The organism is Corynebacterium sp. (genome assembly GCF_030532715.1).
Lineage (GTDB): Bacteria > Actinomycetota > Actinomycetes > Mycobacteriales > Mycobacteriaceae > Corynebacterium.
Genome location: NZ_JAUNKO010000001.1, coordinates 453,034 through 470,186 on the forward strand (window position 1 = coordinate 453,034; position 17,153 = coordinate 470,186).

The 17,153-nt window shown below is 61.6% G+C and carries 13 protein-coding genes; 8 read left to right on the forward strand and 5 right to left on the reverse strand.

Annotated elements, in window-relative coordinates; all coding sequences use genetic code 11:
• Positions 1–7: 7 nt before the first annotated feature.
• Positions 8–1,126, forward strand: coding sequence for a MalY/PatB family protein (locus tag Q4D83_RS02115; RefSeq protein WP_303172541.1), 1,119 nt, complete (start codon positions 8–10; stop codon positions 1,124–1,126).
• Here Q4D83_RS02115 and Q4D83_RS02120 read toward each other — a convergent pair.
• The gene (locus tag Q4D83_RS02120; RefSeq protein ID WP_303172543.1) at positions 1,123–2,082 is read right to left on the reverse strand and encodes a D-isomer specific 2-hydroxyacid dehydrogenase family protein; all 960 of its coding nucleotides are present in this window, start codon (positions 2,080–2,082) and stop codon (positions 1,123–1,125) included. The genes Q4D83_RS02115 and Q4D83_RS02120 overlap by 4 nt on opposite strands.
• A gap of 5 nt (positions 2,083–2,087) precedes the next feature.
• Here Q4D83_RS02120 and brnQ point away from each other — a divergent pair, with 5 nt between their 5' ends.
• A complete protein-coding gene (gene brnQ, locus Q4D83_RS02125; protein WP_303172544.1) occupies positions 2,088–3,443 on the forward strand; it encodes a branched-chain amino acid transport system II carrier protein in 1,356 nt (451 codons plus the stop codon).
• Here brnQ and Q4D83_RS02130 read toward each other — a convergent pair.
• Positions 3,440–4,003 (reverse strand): hypothetical protein, encoded by a 564-nt coding sequence (locus tag Q4D83_RS02130; RefSeq protein ID WP_303172546.1) that lies wholly within the window; start codon positions 4,001–4,003, stop codon positions 3,440–3,442. The genes brnQ and Q4D83_RS02130 overlap by 4 nt on opposite strands.
• Positions 4,004–4,230: 227 nt before the next feature.
• On the opposite strand from Q4D83_RS02130, the gene Q4D83_RS02135 reads away from it, so the two are divergent.
• From Q4D83_RS02135 to Q4D83_RS02150, 4 genes are read left to right on the forward strand one after another with little or no spacing between them, the layout of a single operon-like run.
• Positions 4,231–5,757 carry an ABC transporter substrate-binding protein gene (locus tag Q4D83_RS02135; RefSeq protein WP_303172547.1) on the forward strand — a complete coding sequence of 509 codons (1,527 nt, stop codon included), beginning with the start codon at positions 4,231–4,233 and terminating at the stop codon, positions 5,755–5,757.
• A gap of 5 nt (positions 5,758–5,762) precedes the next feature.
• Positions 5,763–6,698 carry an ABC transporter permease gene (locus Q4D83_RS02140; protein ID WP_303172868.1) on the forward strand — a complete coding sequence of 312 codons (936 nt, stop codon included), beginning with the start codon at positions 5,763–5,765 and terminating at the stop codon, positions 6,696–6,698.
• Position 6,699: 1 nt separating this feature from the next.
• Complete coding sequence (locus Q4D83_RS02145; RefSeq protein ID WP_303172548.1) at positions 6,700–7,497, forward strand: ABC transporter permease; 798 nt, start codon at positions 6,700–6,702, stop codon at positions 7,495–7,497.
• Positions 7,494–8,987: an ABC transporter ATP-binding protein gene (locus Q4D83_RS02150; RefSeq protein WP_303172549.1), complete on the forward strand. Its 1,494-nt coding sequence runs from the start codon at positions 7,494–7,496 to the stop codon at positions 8,985–8,987. Before Q4D83_RS02145 ends, Q4D83_RS02150 begins: the two co-directional genes overlap by 4 nt.
• Here the strand turns inward: Q4D83_RS02150 and Q4D83_RS02155 are convergent.
• Complete coding sequence (locus Q4D83_RS02155) at positions 8,984–12,598, reverse strand: exonuclease domain-containing protein (protein WP_303172550.1); 3,615 nt, start codon at positions 12,596–12,598, stop codon at positions 8,984–8,986. The two genes, Q4D83_RS02150 and Q4D83_RS02155, sit on opposite strands and share 4 nt — an antisense overlap.
• Before the next feature lie 501 nt (positions 12,599–13,099).
• Here Q4D83_RS02155 and Q4D83_RS02160 point away from each other — a divergent pair.
• Positions 13,100–14,044, forward strand: coding sequence for a sugar-binding transcriptional regulator (locus tag Q4D83_RS02160; RefSeq protein WP_368502172.1), 945 nt, complete (start codon positions 13,100–13,102; stop codon positions 14,042–14,044).
• On the opposite strand, the gene Q4D83_RS02165 is transcribed toward Q4D83_RS02160, so the two are convergent.
• Entirely contained in the window at positions 14,045–15,259 is a 1,215-nt protein-coding gene (locus Q4D83_RS02165; RefSeq protein WP_303172553.1) for a NupC/NupG family nucleoside CNT transporter, read from the reverse strand.
• Positions 15,260–15,301: 42 nt separating this feature from the next.
• Complete coding sequence (locus tag Q4D83_RS02170) at positions 15,302–15,709, reverse strand: cytidine deaminase (protein WP_303172555.1); 408 nt, start codon at positions 15,707–15,709, stop codon at positions 15,302–15,304.
• Positions 15,710–15,859: 150 nt separating this feature from the next.
• Here Q4D83_RS02170 and Q4D83_RS02175 point away from each other — a divergent pair, with 150 nt between their 5' ends.
• The gene (locus Q4D83_RS02175) at positions 15,860–17,146 is read left to right on the forward strand and encodes a thymidine phosphorylase (RefSeq protein ID WP_303172557.1); all 1,287 of its coding nucleotides are present in this window, start codon (positions 15,860–15,862) and stop codon (positions 17,144–17,146) included.
• The last annotated feature ends 7 nt before the right edge of the window (positions 17,147–17,153 follow it).

Genomic DNA, 17,153 nt, shown 5'->3' on the forward strand with positions numbered 1-17,153 from the left:
GTGAGGCATGCGTTTTCCTGACCTCAAAGAATTGTACAACCGCAAAACCCTCAAGTGGACCCGTTACCCAGCCGATACGCTGCCCATGTGGGTTGCCGAAAGTGATTTCGGGACCTGCCCAGAGGTAAAACAGGCGCTTGTCGACGCCGTGGAACGCGAAGCCTTCGGTTATCCCCCGGAAACCCCGGGCTTGGGTGAGGCCCTTGCGAACTTTTACCGGAAGCATTTCGGCTGGGGCCCCAACCCTGAATGGGTGTTCCCCATCCCGGATGTGGTGCGGGGCGTGTGGTTAGCCATCGAACATCTCACCCGGCCCGGTACGCCAACGATTGTGCCCACCCCCTCCTACATGCCGTTTTTGGGGCTCACGGGAGTTACCGGCCGGGAAACGATGATGATCGACGCCTACGGCGGCATCGACCTCAATGATGTGGAGGAATGTCTGCGCAAGGGCGCGGGCAGCATCGTCCTAGTCAGTCCGTTTAACCCGCTCGGCTTTACGTTCGATCGGGAGTTTTTGCGTGAGTTGGCCGAGCTGGTCGATCGCTACGACGCCCGCATTATCGCCGACGAAATCCACGCCCCACTGGTGTACCAGGGGCGCAATATCCCCGTCGCCTCCGTGTCCGAAACGGCGGCACGGGTGACGGTCACCGTCACGGCTACCTCCAAGGCGTGGAACATCGCCGGTTTGAAATGCGCCCAGATGGTGTTTTCGAATGCCGAGGACGCCGCCGCGTGGGAACGAATCCACCCGCTGCTGCGCGAAGGGGTTTCCACCATCGGGCTGATCGCTGCGGAGGCAAGCTATCGCGCGGATACCGCCTTCCTTGACGATCAGCTTGCGGTGCTGCTGCACAACCGGGACACCCTCGCACAAGAGTTACCGCGCATCCTGCCGGGCTTGGCCACCACTGTCCCGGACGCCACGTTCCTCATGTGGCTTGATTTCCGGGACACTCCCCTGGCGGATCGCCCGGCTGCGCAGATCCTAGAGCGCTGCAATATCGCGCTCAACGAGGGCACCACGTTCGGTCCCGGCGGGGCGGGCCACGCCCGGCTGAACTTTGCCTGCACCCCGGACACACTCAACGAGGCGCTCGAGCGCTTCAGCCGCGCCTACTAGTAGCCGCGCCCGGGGTCCACCTCGGTGAGCATGCGGTCCCCGGCAACAAACCGGCGGTAGTTTTCCGCCACCACTGGGGCCAAAAGCCGATCCATGGAGTGGATGGTGTTGGCGGTATGCGGGGTAATCACCACATTGTCGCGGCCCCACAGCGGGTGCGAATCCGGTAGGGGTTCCGGATCCGTCACATCCAGGCCTGCGCCGGCGATTTCGCCGGCATCGAGCGCGGCGACAAGGGCGTCCGTGTCTACCACCTCGCCGCGAGCTACGTTGATGAGCAGGGCGCTCGGCTTCATGGCGGCCAGCACCTGCGCATCCACCATACGTTTGGTATCCGCGGTGAGCGGGCAACACAGAATCACTTGGTCCACGTCGCCGGCAACGTCGAGGAGCTGATCCTCCCGCCCCAATGGCACCACCTCTGTTTCGAACGTAACAAGCATTTCTTCCAGCGCTTTACCAATGCCGCCCATTCCCACGACGGCGGTGCGGGTGCCCGCGAGCTGGCTGGTCGCGGTGTCGATACGCAAGTCCTGCGGCCAACGATCCGCACGCACCATGGCGGGAATCGCGTGGCGCAGGGAAAGCAGCAATGCCAGCGCCCCCTCCGCAACCTGCCGCCCGTACACGCCGGACGCATTGGACCACCGGCGGTCGGACGTGACCACGCCTGCGGCAATGTAATCGTTGATGCCGGCGTGCGGCAATTGCACCCACTGAATATTATCCGGCAGCTCGGGAAACTCACGGCGCGGAATCTGCGTAAACACAAACGCATCCGCCTCCTCCAAGGAGGAGACGATCTGGGCGCCTTCCGCACGCAACGCAGATTCCACGTACGGATAGGAGCCAAAACCAATGTATACCTTCATACTTAAAACCCTACCGGTGCCGGAAAACTCGCGCTCACCTGCTACGATGAGGCGCGTCGCATTGTCGTTGGGAAAGGTAGACATCCTCCATGGCCAAAGCAGCCACCGCGGCCACCACCACGTTCACCGCCGCCGTTACCGTAGCAACGCTGATGTTGTTTTCCATGTTTTTCGGCGCCGGCAACCTTATTTTCCCGCCCATCCTCGGCGCGAGCGCGGGTGACGGATTCGGCCCGGCCATCCTCGGGTTTTTGATCGCGGGTGTGGCACTACCGGTGATTTCCGTCATTGCGGTCGCGGTTACCGGCAACGACATCATCGACCTTGCCCGTCGCGGCGGCATTATCTTCGGCGTCGCGTTCCCCGTGCTGGTGTACTTGGCTATCGGCGCGTTCTACGCACTGCCCCGCACCGCCGTGGTGAGTTTCTCCACCGCCGTCACCCCGATCACGGGCTTGGATTCTACGCTCGCGGCGGCGGTGTTTTCCGCAATCTTCTTCGGCATTTCCCTCGCATTAGCGTTCGATCCTTCGCATTTGGTGGACAAGCTTGGCAAATACCTGACCCCGGCATTGCTCCTGTTGCTTGTAGCGCTCGTGGTGCTTTCCGTATTCAAACTCAATGGCGAACCTGCACCGGCGTCTGGGGAATACGCCGAGCACCCACTGACGGCAGGGTTGATTCAGGGCTACTTCACCATGGACTCGCTCGCCGCACTGGCGTTCGGCATTGTGGTGGTGTCGTCGTTGCGGCACAAAGGCATCCCCGCTGGCCGCCAGCTCGTCCGCGGTGTTTCCTACGCGGCAATTGGTGCTGGCGCGCTGCTCATGGTGATTTACCTAGGCTTGGGCTACATCGGGCACGTGATTCCCAACCGGCAGCAATATTCGGACGGCGCAACGCTACTTACCGACGCCGCGCAACTCACCATGGGCACCCCCGGGCTCATCGTGTTCGGGCTCATTGTGCTGCTGGCGTGTTTGACCACGTCCGTGGGGCTCATCGGCGCGACCAGCGAGTTTTTTCACCGACTGGTCCCAACACTGAGCTACCGCAATTGGGCGATCTTATTTACCGTGATCTCGTTTGTGGTGTCGATCTTGGGCCTAGAAACGGTGCTGAGCATTGCCGCCCCGATCATTGGCTTCCTCTACCCAGCGGCAATCACCCTCGTATTCCTCACCCTGATCGAACCGTTGTTCCGCCGCGAGCTGCGTTTTACGTTTCGCTTCGGGTTAAGCGTGGCGGTGATTTGGGCGGGGCTGATGAGCATCAGCGCCATCGGCGTCGGCACCAGCCTCATCGAACCGTTGCTTGATTGGTCGCCAATGCATGCCCAAAGCCTCGGGTGGATGCTGCCCACGGCAGCCGCCATTGCGCTGGGTATCGGGGTGGACACCGCCGTGATGCCCGCCCGCCGCACGCCAGTTGCCGCCGCGAGCTAGCAGCGAATATTGCCGAGCTTTTCCACCACCACATCCGGGTTTTCTGCCCGGATCAGCTCGACCACTTCGAACACGTTTGGTTCCACGCCGCGGGGAAACTCCGCCACATAAGCGTCCAGTTCGCGGGGCGCCCCAGATGCGGTGTCTGGCCCTGGGCGGTTGCCCATACGGGCGTCGATGTGCGCGGGTACAAGGGCGAGGTAGCTATAAACTCCCCCCTTGCCAAAATCCCGCGTCCAGGTTTGCACGCGGCTGATCTGCGACATCTCAAGACGAACTCCCGTGCGGGTGATGTGGAGGTGGTGGCCAAGCTCCAGCACGACCTTGCGGCGCCGCCACACCACCACCACCAAACTCGCCGCAGCCACGAGAATCCCCACGGCCGGCACGCTCGCTGAAATGCCGAACAGCACGCGCAGCGTATGATTTGCGGCGGCCGCCCGGGCGCCAAGAAAACCAATGGTCATGGGCGTAAGGCAAACCATAAACAACGCAAAGGTCACCACCGCCCGAGAGCGCGCGATGGTTGCGTAACTGGTCCGCACACGAAGAGTATTCATTGTGCGCGTTATTTTACGCGGCGCTCACCTCATTCTTGGTTATCGCGCAGGCGTTTCATTCCACTTGGGCGCGCTCACGCCGCATACGCGGCGCAAAACCTACCCCCGAATTCACAAGGTTTGCTACCACAACAAGAAACCTAGTGCATTACATTACCCCCACTCGGAGGGGCTCAAGCTGTGGATTCTGCGGGTTTAAGCCTACCCTTCGACTACCCTCTCAACACATGGGTAAATTTCAGGCCCCCAACGCGACGCTTTCAGTGATCGCTGCCGCCACGGTGACAGCGACACTCAGTGCCTGCAGCGCAGGACAGACAGCGACTCGCGTGGGACGAATCGCCGATGAAAACACAGTGGTGATTGCGGTGTCCGCAGCCCCGGCATCTTTGGATTTCACCAAGACTTCCGGCGCGGCGATTCCGCAAGCACTCATGGGAAATGTGTACGAAGGACTGGTAAGGATCAATGATGAGGGTGAGGTAGAGCCGCTCCTGGCAACCAGCTGGGACGTGTCACCGGATCGCCGCACCTATACGTTCCAGTTGCAGCGTGGGGTGAAGTTTTCCAATGGTTCGCCGTTCAATGCGGAAACGGCCAAGTTTTCTATTGACCGGGTACGTTCCGAGGAATGGACCAACGGCCTGAAAAAACAAATGGATGTCGTATCGGACACCAAGGCCCTGGATTCGCACACGCTTGAGGTCACGCTGGAGCGCCCGAGCAATCACTGGCTGTGGTCGATGGGGACGTTTGTGGGGGCAATGATGTCTCCCGACGGTGTGTCCGATTTGGCGGCGAACCCGATTGGCACCGGACCGTACACGGTGGCGCATTGGGCGGTGGGGCAATCGTTGTCCTTTGACGCCCGCGACAACTATTGGGGGAATAAACCCAACAACGATGCCGCCGCGATCCGTTACTTTAGTGACGCCGTGGGCGCTACCAACGCGTTGCGCTCGGGGGACGTGGACGTGGTGTATTCGATGCAGTCGCCGGAACTGTTGCAAACGCTGTCCGATTACCAGGTCAAAGAGGGCACCACCAATGGCGAGGTGTTGCTGAGCATGAACAACCGCCGCGCGCCGTTTAACGACGTCCGCGTGCGCCAAGCCGTCCTTTATGCCATCGATCGGCAGGCGGTGATCGACACCGCGTGGGCCGGCAAAGGCATCGATACGGGCGGCGCACCCGTCCCTCCCACCGACCCTTGGTACGAGCAGTCCGAGCGCTACCCATTCGATCCGGACAAGGCGCGCCAGTTGATCCGCGAAGCCGGCGCGGAGGGCAGCCGCATCGTGCTGTCGGTGCCCTCCCTGCCGTATGCCACGAACGTGTCCGAGATTGTGGTTTCGCAATTGCGTGACGTGGGCCTTGACGTGGTGATCGAATCCACGGAGTTCCCCGCGGTGTGGCTTTCCAAGGTGCACCGCGCGCATGACTACGACATGTCCGTGATTATGCACGTGGAGGCGCGGGACATCCCGACGTTGTTCGGCAACCCCGACTACTACCTCGGCTTCGATTCCGAAACTGTGCGCAGTGCGCTCGAAATGGCGGATTCCGACGCCCCCGAGCAGCAAACCGAACACATGCGCCGAGCGGTGGATAGCATTATGGCGGAAGCCGGCGCGGCGACCTTGTTTAACTACCCCAACATCGTGGTCTCCTCCCCGGAAGTCACCGGCGTTGAGGCGAACATTGTTTCGGAAGGCTTGCCGTTGGCGGCGCTGCGGAAGGAGAAACAACAGTGACCGAAATGCTGCGCATTCTCGCGCGCTTTGCCCTCACCTTGTTCGTGGCCAGCGTGGTCATTTTCGTCCTGCTGCGCGTCATCCCTGGCGACCCCGCAGAAATCGCACTCGGCGTGACCGCCACCCCAGAGCTATTGGCCGCCGCGCGAGAGTCCGCGGGGCTGGATCAACCGTTACTCACCCAGTACTTCGCCTGGATGGGCGCATTGCTCACCGGCGATTTTGGCACCTCTTTGACCAATAAATTGGATATCACGCCACTGGTGCTCGACCGCCTGCAGGTGAGTCTCATCCTCGTGGGCGTGAGCATGCTGCTGGCACTCGCCGCCGCCATTCCATTGGGCACCTGGGCCGCCGTTCGCCACCGGCATATCGACGGCGCGATCATCACCGCCGGCAGTCAGATCGGCATTGCGATCCCCAGTTTCCTGGCCGGTATTTTGTTGGTTTCCGCGTTCGCGGTACGGCTGGGCTGGTTCCCCGCAAACGGCTGGGTTCCGCCCTCCTATTCGATGAAAGAATTCGCGTCGCGGCTGGTCTTGCCCGCCGTCGCGCTCGCCGCTGTCCAAGGCGCGATGATGACGCGCTACGTACGCGCCTCCGTGCTGGAAATCCTCAACGAGGACTTTATGCGCACGGCCCGCGCCACCGGCCTCTCGCGGGCGAAGGCACTGGTGCAGCACGGGTTGCGGAATGCGGCAATCCCGGTGATTACCGTTACCGGCGTGCAATTGGCCGCCCTCGTGGTTGGCGCCGTAGTAATTGAACGGGTGTTCACTATTCCGGGGTTGGGCACCATGCTTCTCGACGCCGTGCTCACCCGCGACCTGCCCACCGTCCAGACCGTAGTCATGGTGCTGGTGTTCCTTACGCTCGCGGCCAACCTGATCGTTGATCTATTGGCCGCCGTGGTGGACCCGCGCATTGGAAAGGAAGCTTAATATGCGTACCAGTGGCATCGTTGGCGCGATCATCGTTGGCATTGTCATCTTCGGCGCCGCAGTTTCGCTGGTGTGGACTCCCTACGACCCCATCCACGCCATTCCCGCCGACCGCCTCCAGGGTTCCTCGTGGGCGCACCTGCTAGGCACCGACCGCTACGGTAGGGATATCTTCTCCCAAATCTTGGCGGGTTCCCGGGTCACCCTGCTGGTGGGGCTCATCGCCGTGGGCATCGGCGCCGGGCTTGGCACCCCGTTGGGAGTCATCGCGGGTATGAAGCGCGGGTTTTTGGATCAACTTATTATGCGCGGCGCGGACATGCTGCTCGCGTTTCCTGCCCTCCTCATGGCGATTGTTGCTGGCGCAATCTTCGGCGCCTCCACGGTCTCCGCGATGGTGGCCATCGGCATCGCCGCCGCCCCGAGTTTCGCCCGCGTGGCCCGTGCCGGCACCCTCCAGGTGATGAGCCGCGACTATATCGCCGCCGCTCGCCTGTCTGGCCGCTCACCCATCCCACACATCCTGCCGAATATCGCGGGCATGCTGACCGTCCAGGCGTCCGTGGCGTTCGCGCTGGCCATCCTTGCCGAAGCCGCGCTAAGCTTCCTCGGACTGGGCACGCCCCCGCCGGATCCGTCGTGGGGCCGCATGCTGCAAAGCGCACAGGCCTCATTGGGGTCCGCGCCCCAGCTAGCCATCTGGCCTGGCTTGACCATCGCCATGACCGTCCTCGGTTTTAACCTGCTGGGCGACGGACTCCGTGACCTTATCGACCCGAAAACTAGGAGGGCGGCATGACGCTGCTCGAAGTGTCCGATCTGCACGTTCGCACCCGCAGCACCACGCTGGTCCGCGATCTCGCGCTCAACCTCGAGCCCGGCGAACGCGTCGGGCTCATTGGGGAATCCGGCTCCGGAAAGTCCCTCACCGCGTTGGCCATCATGGGCCTGTTGCCGGAAAACCTCCACGCCACCGGCTCGGTCACGCTCGAAGGCATGGGCAATCTGCTGCAGCTGAACGACCGCATCCTACGCACAGTGCGCGGCAAGCGAATCGCCATGGTGTTCCAGGAACCTATGTCGGCGCTGGACCCGTTAATGAAGGTGGGCAAGCAAATCGCCGAGGTGCGCCGCACACACGGATTGGCCGCCACCGCCACCACCGTTGGCGACATGCTGCGGGATGTGGACCTGCCGGAATCCATGGCGAATTCCTACCCGCACGAACTTTCGGGCGGGCAGCGGCAACGCGTCCTCATCGCAATGGCACTTGCGTGCGATCCGGATATCCTGCTGTGTGACGAACCGACCACCGCACTCGACGTGACCGTGCAAAAGCACATCGTCAAGCTCATCCTGCGGCTGGCGGACCAAGCGAAGGCAGCACTGCTGTTTATCACCCACGACCTCGGCTTGGTGGCCAGCACGTGCGAACGCCTACTGGTGATGCGTAACGGCGAAGTGGTGGAAACCGGTACTACCAGCGAGGTGTTAGACACCCCGCAACATGACTACACCCGCATGCTGGTGCGGGCCGCAGACCTCAGCGAACCTCGGTACGTCGATATCGAAGCCAACGGGGACGTACTGCTGGAAGCTCGTGGGATTTCCCGAGTGCGCCGCGGCACCACCACCTTGGCGGAAACGTCGCTCGCGCTGCATCAGCACCAGCGTCTCGGCATTGTTGGCGGTTCCGGCTCCGGGAAAACCACCCTGCTCAAGATCTTGGCCGGGCTCGACAATCCGACCACCGGTTCGGTGGTGCGGAGTCCCGGCACCAGCTTGCACATGGTGTTCCAGGACCCACAATCCTCCCTCAACCCACGCATGCGAGTGGGGCGTTCGATCGCGGAGCCGCTGCACGGTATGTCGGCTGCCCAACAGCAGGCCCGCGTTGCGGAGGTCTTGCAAGAGGTGGATTTGGAACCGGACGCCGCGACCCGCTTCCCACACGAGTTTTCGGGCGGGCAACGGCAACGAATTTCGATTGCACGTGCGATTGCGGCGAAGCCCAGTGTATTGCTCGCAGATGAACCTGTAAGCGCCCTCGACATGTCTGTACGCACCCAAGTGATGGACCTGCTGGATCGCCTCGTGCGCACCCACGGCCTCAGCCTCGTGTTCGTGTCGCACGACCTTGCGGTAGTGCGGCAGTTGTGCACCGACCTCATCGTGCTGCGCAACGGCGAAGTTGTTGAACGTGGCAACGTGGCAGACATTTACAATTGCCCACAGCACGACTACACGCGGCAGCTTCTCGAGGCCGCCCTCCCCCTCCAGGTGTCCTAAACCAGCTCGCGCACCATATCCGCGAGGTCGTCTTGGTAGCGGTGGCGCAGAATCGCCACCGCGCGACGCCGCGGGGCGTTCGGCTGCAACCCCAACGCGCGGTTCACCGCTGGCACGAGTTGTTCACGGGTGACGTCCAGACCCATGAGGTTGGCCACCGTGGGTTCCTCCATCAGCGGCGTGGCGCGGGTGATGTCAAAGTGGCCGTCGTCATGGAATTCCAACCACACGCGATCGCCTTCGCCAACACCCAAATCCAGCAAAAACCTCCGGATCGTCCCTAGCGTGCTGCCCGCCCGGTTGTAGCGCACGGCCTGCGGCCCGAGCCGGCTGGGCAGTTCGACGCCGCCGAGGAACGGGACGTCGACAAGCGCGCACACGCCGCGGTGCACGCCGAAACCGGAGCCGCGCAGGTGATCACTATTCACCACCAATAGCAGTGACCACGTCTTGCCGCGGCGGTAGAAGTTCGGCACCTCGCGCGGGGAAGCATCATTGACCACCGGGGCCTCCGCTCGACGCACCACGCCGTTTTCGATCACAAATTCGCCCGTTGAACAATAGGTACGAATGGAGCTCTCGGCCGCGCCGATGGTGTGCGCGTCGCGAATCAAATCGTTCAGAGAAATCTCCCCGGCGGCGTCGACACGGCGCGCAATCCAATCAAAAATGGTGGTGTATTCCTCCATCCCCCACTCGCTCAGCGCCCACGTCTCTGGCCGCACACGCATAAACCGCGGGTCGGCCGAAAGTTGGTTCGACATCGAACGCGCGTTACCGGAACCGATCTCGGCGATGATCTCATCGGCAACCATCGGTTTCCCCGCGATGGCAAGCGCCGCACCCGCCCGATCTTGATAGGAATCGTTTCGCGTATAAATGCGGGTATCTTCCACGCGCAGGCGGCGATCCCGCTTCAAATACGCCGACAGCATCTCCGCGCCCACACCCAACGGCTTCGCGATGGCCGACAGCGAGCACACACCCCAATCATCGGAAAACGTGGCGAGCGCTTCGGCCACCTGATCGGCAAAGCCAGGGAGGCACACCCAGCCTTCCTCCAGCTCCCACACGTCCGTCACCGCACTTAAGGTCCGCAAGCCTGGTTCGGTCAACAGTTCGGCAACGTCTTCGGCAGGCGCGAGGGGCAAAAACCGGTACGCTACTGCGGAGGTGAGCAAACTCACCGCAGGCGACTCGTTGGCTAACCGCTGGCGCAACGACTTTTCCAACTGTCGAATACGCTCTCGAGTCAAACCGAGTTCCGTGCCGATATCGTCGAGGGTCCGCGAGCCCTGCAGCCGGCCGGCAAAAATTACCGGGCCGCGGGGGTCTTTCGACACAATCGCCTCAATCTCCGCCAACGCCGCGGCCACGGCACTTTCAATGGGATCGGGGACTTGCCCGATGAGCGCATCCACCCACTTCACTACCGGCTCCGGCATATCCGGGCGAAACGCCGCCACGGTGCACCATTGCACCAAATGCGTGAGATCGGCGTTGAGTTCGGGCGCGGCCGACCAGGTTTCGTCGATCACCACGGCGTCGACAACATAGTCGGCCCCGTTGTTGGAGACCCGGGCGAAATCGTCGTATTCGATGTCGGCGAAAGCTTCCGCCGCGGTGAACTCAACGGTGCTGACATCCTCAAAATCCGCCAGCAGGTCCTTCGGTTCTTCGGCGAGTTTGCGGTCTCGCTCCTCGGCGCGCTCGATGGCAGTGTCCACCACGGCATGCACGAATTGTTGCAGCCGCAGCTTGCCCACCCCGTGCAGCTCGGAGAGAGCCCGCGCGGTAGCGTTCAGCGGGTTTGGGTAATCCGCGAACCAACCCGCAACAATGCGCGAATTCCGGTCCAAACCATCCGGCACGAGGTCGGGGCTGAGCACCGCCGACATACGGCACAGGGGTTCCTGCGGATGGTTCGCAATCCACAGCGCGGCCACCTCCCCTACCGACGTCGGCGCGGGCGAAAACTCCAGCGCCCAGGGGAACAGCGAAATACTAAACGGCGCTTCCGGCTCCTCCTCCGACGACACAGTTTTCAGTCCGCTGAGCTGACGCGCGAACGCGGTTTCGTCAATAATGGGGATGCTGAGCTCGCGCGCCCGGCGGGCCCGCTCACTCTTAGAATTTCGGTCCGCGGCCACCACCACGGCACTCTCAGGGGTAACTTCACCCACGTCCAAACCGACACCGCGGGCCCGCGCCTCCCACGCATCCCGCGGCACGGCAAGGTTTCCGGTAAAGGTCACGCGGTCACCCGGCGCAAACAACGCACCGGGAGTGACATCACTGCTGTCTTCTTCGGGTTCGGCGAGCAACTCCTCCACAATTTCGGCGTCCACCCCAAGCTGCGTCGCAGCCTCCTGGAGGTACGCCCGTTCCGAGTCGGTAACTACCCCATCCACCCACGCTTCGATGGCCACCTGACGTACGAATCGCCCGTGCAAGTCCTGCACTTCGTCGCGAGTAATCCCCAGCGCCTCCGCGCACGCCACGAGTGCCTCTAATGCCGATGGGCTAATCTGCCCGTCGGTGAGCACCGCGCGTAGGAAGCACAAATAATAGTCCGCGTCTTGGTCGCCGGTTTTGGGCACGCGTTCCGCCACCGCCGCCAGCCAGGCCGCCATCGGATCCACGTCGGTTTCCAGCTCCGCCAATCCCTCAAAGATTTCTTCGACTTTGGCTTTGGCTTCGGGAGCGAGGCTGGCCACCGCCCCCTCATGCGACAGCGCTACCCCCAACGGCTGCGGTTCCGCCATCAACAGTTCCGCGCTCGGCGACGCAAACACCTCCGTGGGGAGCTCGGCTACCGGCATGGATTTCGGCTTCGCGTGCTTGCTTTTCGACGCCACGGGAGGCACGCTCGGCACCTCCGGCAACTGGTGGAAAACCTCGGTGGGCGCGTCCTCAACAGTATCCACCGGCGCCTTCGGCTCTGGCGCGCGCCGCCTGCCCCGTTTCTTCACTGGGGCCTGGAACACCTCGGTGGCGGGTTCGGCACCCTCATTATCAGCATCGTGTTTGCCTTTACGGCGGTCCGAACGCGGCACCGCCGGCCGCGGCTCCGGGGTAGGCAGCGGCGGCACATACGTCAACGCGCAATCGTTTGGCAGCGGCGTGGTTTCCAATAACCTCATCAGCAACACAGCGGTTCCGTGCGCATCAGAGATGGCATCGTGATCCTCGAGCGGCCGCTCCCCAACCGCCTCTAAACAATCATCCAGAGACTTTGGCCGTCCCGGCAATTTGGACGCCAATTGAATAGTGCACACCGGAGAGAAATCCACTTCCACCCCAAGGCGCGCAAACTCCCGGCGCAGCATCCGGATTTTCAGCCGCGCATCATGGGTAACCACAATCCGATCACGCAGCAGCTCGCCTAATTCCTCAGCAATTTCCGGGAATCGCGGCGCCCCCGAAACCATGGATGCGGTAATCCCGTGCACGTCCGGATTAGGTATTTTCCGGTTCGGGCGGACCATCGTCTCCCAAGTACCGCTGATCGACCCATCGGATTCCAGCAGCACAACTCCGATCTCAACGATCCGGTCGTTGGCGCTGAAGCCGGTGGTTTTCAGATCGACAACAGCAAAAGGGTGAGACATGACGATGTAAGGCTCCGGTGTTTGTTAAGAGAATTACCCCTAACACTTTATCGGTCGGGGGTGACCAGAACCGCATAAAAAGTGAATAAATCCCGTACAGCCTTATAGAAGCACTACCCCCGTAGAGCTAAAAAATGGTTTCAAAGTGGTCAATGATAGATTTCGGGTCGAGCACATTTTCTCATGCGCGTAACGGATTTTTGCGCACGCCACGCCGAAGAACACCCAAATGGGTGGCATCGAATATACTATTGAACTCGGAGGTTCAAGGAAAAGCCACGCACGTCTGAACTTTCGCGCACCATCGACCTCCATCCTTACATTGCGCACCACCTACTAAATGGACCGTTCCGCTACCCCCGCTGCGTTTTCCCGGTGAAGTAACCAGTGCCACATTAGGCACGCAGCCATTGACGCCAAGCGTTCCCAATAACAGATAATAAGGTGACTACGCACAAACAGCGTGTTCATTACCGTGAAGTGGAAGGACAACACACCACCGTGGATGCCCGCGACGAGCAAGCCCTCACCGCCGTCAAGTTGTATTACGAAGAAGGGCTGAGCCAGGCGGAAGTTGCCCAAGAGATGGGTGTGTCCCGGCCGACCGCCTCCAAGCTCATTCACCACGGCAAACAACGCGGCTTCGTAACTATTCAGATTCACGATCCCCGCGAGGCTGGCTCCCAACTGGCCACCGACCTCGCTGCCAAATACCGATTGCAGGATGTGCGCCTCGCCCAGGTGCCGCGCGGGACGAACACCGATTTGCTGCGCGAGTTGGGCCGCGCCGGGGCGGATGTGTTGGCGGATCACGTCCGCGACAATATGAAGGTTGGCGTCTCGTGGGGTAATACCATGTTCGCCGTGGCACAGCAGCTGGCACCCACGGACCTCCACGGCGTGGAAATCGTGCAACTCAAGGGCGGTACCTCGCATTCCCAGTACAGCACCAATGACATCGGGACGATCGATAGGTTCTGCTCGGCGTTTAACGCCCAGGCCCGCACGCTGCCGCTTCCGGTGATTTTTGACAATGTGGAAGCCAAGCGCATCGTCGAGCAGGACCGGCACATCGCGCGCATCCTGAAGCTGGGTAGGCAAACGGACGTGGTCATCTTTACCGTCGGTGCGGTCCACCCCGAATCCCTCCTACTCAACTTGGGCTACCTCACCAAGGTCGAGGTGGCCAAGCTGGTGGCAAACGCGGCGGGCGATGCCTGCTCGCGGTTCTATACCGCCTCCGGGGACATCGCTCTGCCGAGTGTGGATGAACGTACGGTGGGCATTTCGCTGAAGGACCTCGCTTCGCGCCCAGTGCGCATCCTCGTTGCGGGCGGGGTGAGCAAAACCACCGCGATTCGCACTGCGCTTTCCATGGGCCTGGCCACTCACCTTGTGATTGACCAGAGCACCGCGCACCGGGTATTGGAAAGCGCGACTGACTAGCTAGAACACCACGACGCCCACGATCGCGGCGTTCAGCATGTTCGTGGCAAAACCCGTCATCAATGCCAGGGGCGCCAGTTTGGCTACCTCGCCGCGCCGCTCCGGCACCAAACCACCGATCGAACCGATCTGAATGGCCATGGAGCTGATGTTGGCAAAGCCAGCCAGGGCGAAGGTGGTGATCATCACGGACTTCGGATCCATCGACGGGATATTCGGGCCGAAGGAGGTGAAGCCAACGAACTCGTTAATAATGGTCTTTTCGCCGATGAAGTTGCCCACCATTTGGGCGTCCTGCCACGGCACGCCGATGAGCCAGGCGGCGGGCGCAAACAGCAACCCGAACAGGCCCTCCAGGGACCAATTGTCGTAGCCAAACAGTCCACCGATGCCGCCAAGGATTGCGGAGATCATTGCAATAAAGGCGATAAACGCGATGAGCAAACAACCCACGGCCACCGCGATGCGGCCGCCCGACATCGCGCCACTGCCGATGGCATCAATAATGTTTTTGGATTCCGTATCGCGAACATCCCGCACCGAGGCGTCGAGGTTGGATTCCTCGGTTTCCGGCCAGAAAGCCTTGGCCACAATCAACGAACCGGGGGCGTTCATCAAACTGGCCGCCAACAGGTACTCCAGAGGTGCGCCAAGCAGCGAATAACCGATGAGGGTAGACCCCGCGACGGAAGCAAACCCGCCGGTCATGCAGGTAAACAATTCCGAGCGGGTGAGCTTTGGCAGGTACGGGGCGATCACCAGTGGCGCCTCGCTTTGGCCGAGAAAGATCACGGTGGAGGCCCATACGGACTCTACTTTGCTGGTGCCCAAGATCTTCTTCAGCGCCCCACCGAGGAGGTCAACGAAAATCTGAATGACCCTCAAGTAGTACAGTGCACCGATGATTGCTCCGAGGAAGATGATCACGGGGAGCACGTTCAGCGCGAACACAAAGCCGTTATCTTCGCCGAACAAGCCGCCGAACACGAACGAGGTGCCTTGGTTGGTAAACTCCGTGAGCTTTTCCAACCCCTCCGCGACTTTCTTTAATGCGAGGAACCCGTAGTCCCATTTCAGCACGATCAGCGCGAACGCGGTTTGCAGTACCAACCCCACCCCCAGCGTGCGCCACCGAATTTGCTTTCGATGTCTGGAAAAGAGGATGAGTACACCAAAGATAACGGCAATGCCGAGGAGACCTTGGAGGCGATCCATGAGGTAGAACCTTTCAACGTCGTCGGTATTTAGCTGCGAGCGCTACAGCGAATCTGGCCCGAACGCGTTCGGGAGCAGCTCTGAAAACGGCACCGTATGCGGCTTACCGTCCTGGGAAACGATGACCCGCTCGCAGCTGAACTCGCAGAGAACTTGGCGGCATGCGCCGCACGGATAGCAGGGTTCGGCCTTGAGACCAACGACAGCTGCCGCAACGATTCGCGGGCGCCGCGTCCGATCCGCCTCGCCGCTGATGATCGCCCGCGTCACGGCTGTGCGTTCGGCGCAGATCGTCAGCCCGAACGAAGCGTTTTCTACGTTGCAGCCGGTGACGACGCGGCCGTCGTCAAACAGCAATGCGGCGCCGACGGGGAAGTCGGAGTATGGGGCGTACGCGCGGTAGGCGGCGTCCCGAGCAAGTTCGAGGAGCTCGGTGTCGGTGGGGGTCATGGGCTACCTCCTCACGAAAAATTAACACTTGATAAACGAACCCTTGACAAGTGTTCTTGCCCTTATGATAATCGGAAGTAGGCTAGCGCACAAGAACCCCCTTACTGTGACCGATACCACACGCACCCCATTTCGCAAGGAGTATTTGCAATGGCTGAAAAATTCGATGCCGTAGATATCATCCGCACCAAGCGCGACCGGCACCGCCTCACCAAAGATCAAATCGACTGGGTGATCGATGCCTACACCCGCGGCGTCGTCGCTGACGAACAAATGGCCGCGTTGAACATGGCTATCTTCCTCAACGGCATGGATCGCGCCGAGATCGTGGACTGGACCACCGCCATGATGAACTCGGGCGAGCGCATGAACTTTGACTCCCTCTCCCGCACCACCTCGGACAAACACTCCACGGGCGGCGTCGGCGATAAAATCACCCTCCCGCTTGCGCCCCTCGTGGCCACCTTCGGCGTCGCCGTACCGCAGCTTTCCGGTCGGGGACTTGGCCACACCGGCGGCACTTTGGACAAGTTGGAATCCATTCCGGGCTGGCAGGCGAACATTTCCAACGAGCGCATGATGGAAATTTTGGAGGACCCCGGCTGCATTATTTGCGCGGCTGGGGCTGGCCTCGCCCCCGCTGATAAGAAGATTTACGCCCTGCGCGATATTACCGCCACCGTGGAGTGCATCCCGCTGATTGCCAGCTCGATTATGAGCAAAAAGATTGCGGAGGGCACGGCCTCGCTTGTGTTGGACGTCAAGGTTGGCTCCGGCGCGTTTATGAAGGAGTTCGACATGGCCCACGAGCTCGCCACCACCATGGTTGATCTGGGCAAAGACGCCGGCGTGACCACGGTTGCACTCTTGACGGACATGTCCCGCCCGCTGGGCCGCGCGGTGGGTAACGCGCTGGAAGTGCAGGAGTCGGTGGATATCCTCGCTGGCGGCGGGCCGCAGGACGTACGCGAACTGACGGTCGCCTTGGCGCAGGAGATGCTTACCCTGGCCGGCAAGCCTGACGAAGATGTTGCCGCCGCGCTTGACGACGGCCGCGCAATGGACGTGTGGAAACGCATGATCCGCGCCCAGGGTGGTGACCCTGACGCCCCGTTGCCCACCGCAAAGCACTCCCACGAGGTTGTCGCGGATCGGGATGGATATCTTGGCGAGTTGGATGCGCTCGCTGTGGGTGTTGCCAGCTGGCGCCTCGGCGCCGGCCGTGCCCGCAAGGAGGATCCAGTGCAGGCCGGCGCTGGCGTGCTGCTGCACGCGGGTTTCGGCGACAAGGTGAAACGCGGGCAACCGCTCTTTACTCTGTATACGGACACCCCGGATCGGTTCGAGCGCGCCTTGGAGTCGCTCACCCCCGGGTTTGCTATTACTGACTCCGCACCGGCGATGCCGGAGTCCGTCATCCTGGACCGCATCGCCTAACTGAATT

Bases quoted from the DNA above. Each gene is read 5' to 3' on its own strand.
- Q4D83_RS02120 (WP_303172543.1), bottom strand. From the start codon at position 2,082: ATGTCTACCTTTCCCAACGACAATGCGACGCGCCTCATCGTAGCAGGT.
- Q4D83_RS02130 (WP_303172546.1), bottom strand. From the start codon at position 4,003: ATGAATACTCTTCGTGTGCGGACCAGTTACGCAACCATCGCGCGCTCT.
- Q4D83_RS02155 (WP_303172550.1), bottom strand. From the start codon at position 12,598: ATGTCTCACCCTTTTGCTGTTGTCGATCTGAAAACCACCGGCTTCAGC.
- Q4D83_RS02150 (WP_303172549.1), top strand. From the start codon at position 7,494: ATGACGCTGCTCGAAGTGTCCGATCTGCACGTTCGCACCCGCAGCACC.
- Q4D83_RS02170 (WP_303172555.1), bottom strand. From the start codon at position 15,709: ATGACCCCCACCGACACCGAGCTCCTCGAACTTGCTCGGGACGCCGCC.
- Q4D83_RS02140 (WP_303172868.1), top strand. From the start codon at position 5,763: ATGCTGCGCATTCTCGCGCGCTTTGCCCTCACCTTGTTCGTGGCCAGC.
- Q4D83_RS02115 (WP_303172541.1), top strand. From the start codon at position 8: ATGCGTTTTCCTGACCTCAAAGAATTGTACAACCGCAAAACCCTCAAG.
- Q4D83_RS02175 (WP_303172557.1), top strand. From the start codon at position 15,860: ATGGCTGAAAAATTCGATGCCGTAGATATCATCCGCACCAAGCGCGAC.
- Q4D83_RS02145 (WP_303172548.1), top strand. From the start codon at position 6,700: ATGCGTACCAGTGGCATCGTTGGCGCGATCATCGTTGGCATTGTCATC.
- Q4D83_RS02135 (WP_303172547.1), top strand. From the start codon at position 4,231: ATGGGTAAATTTCAGGCCCCCAACGCGACGCTTTCAGTGATCGCTGCC.
- Q4D83_RS02165 (WP_303172553.1), bottom strand. From the start codon at position 15,259: ATGGATCGCCTCCAAGGTCTCCTCGGCATTGCCGTTATCTTTGGTGTA.
- brnQ (WP_303172544.1), top strand. From the start codon at position 2,088: ATGGCCAAAGCAGCCACCGCGGCCACCACCACGTTCACCGCCGCCGTT.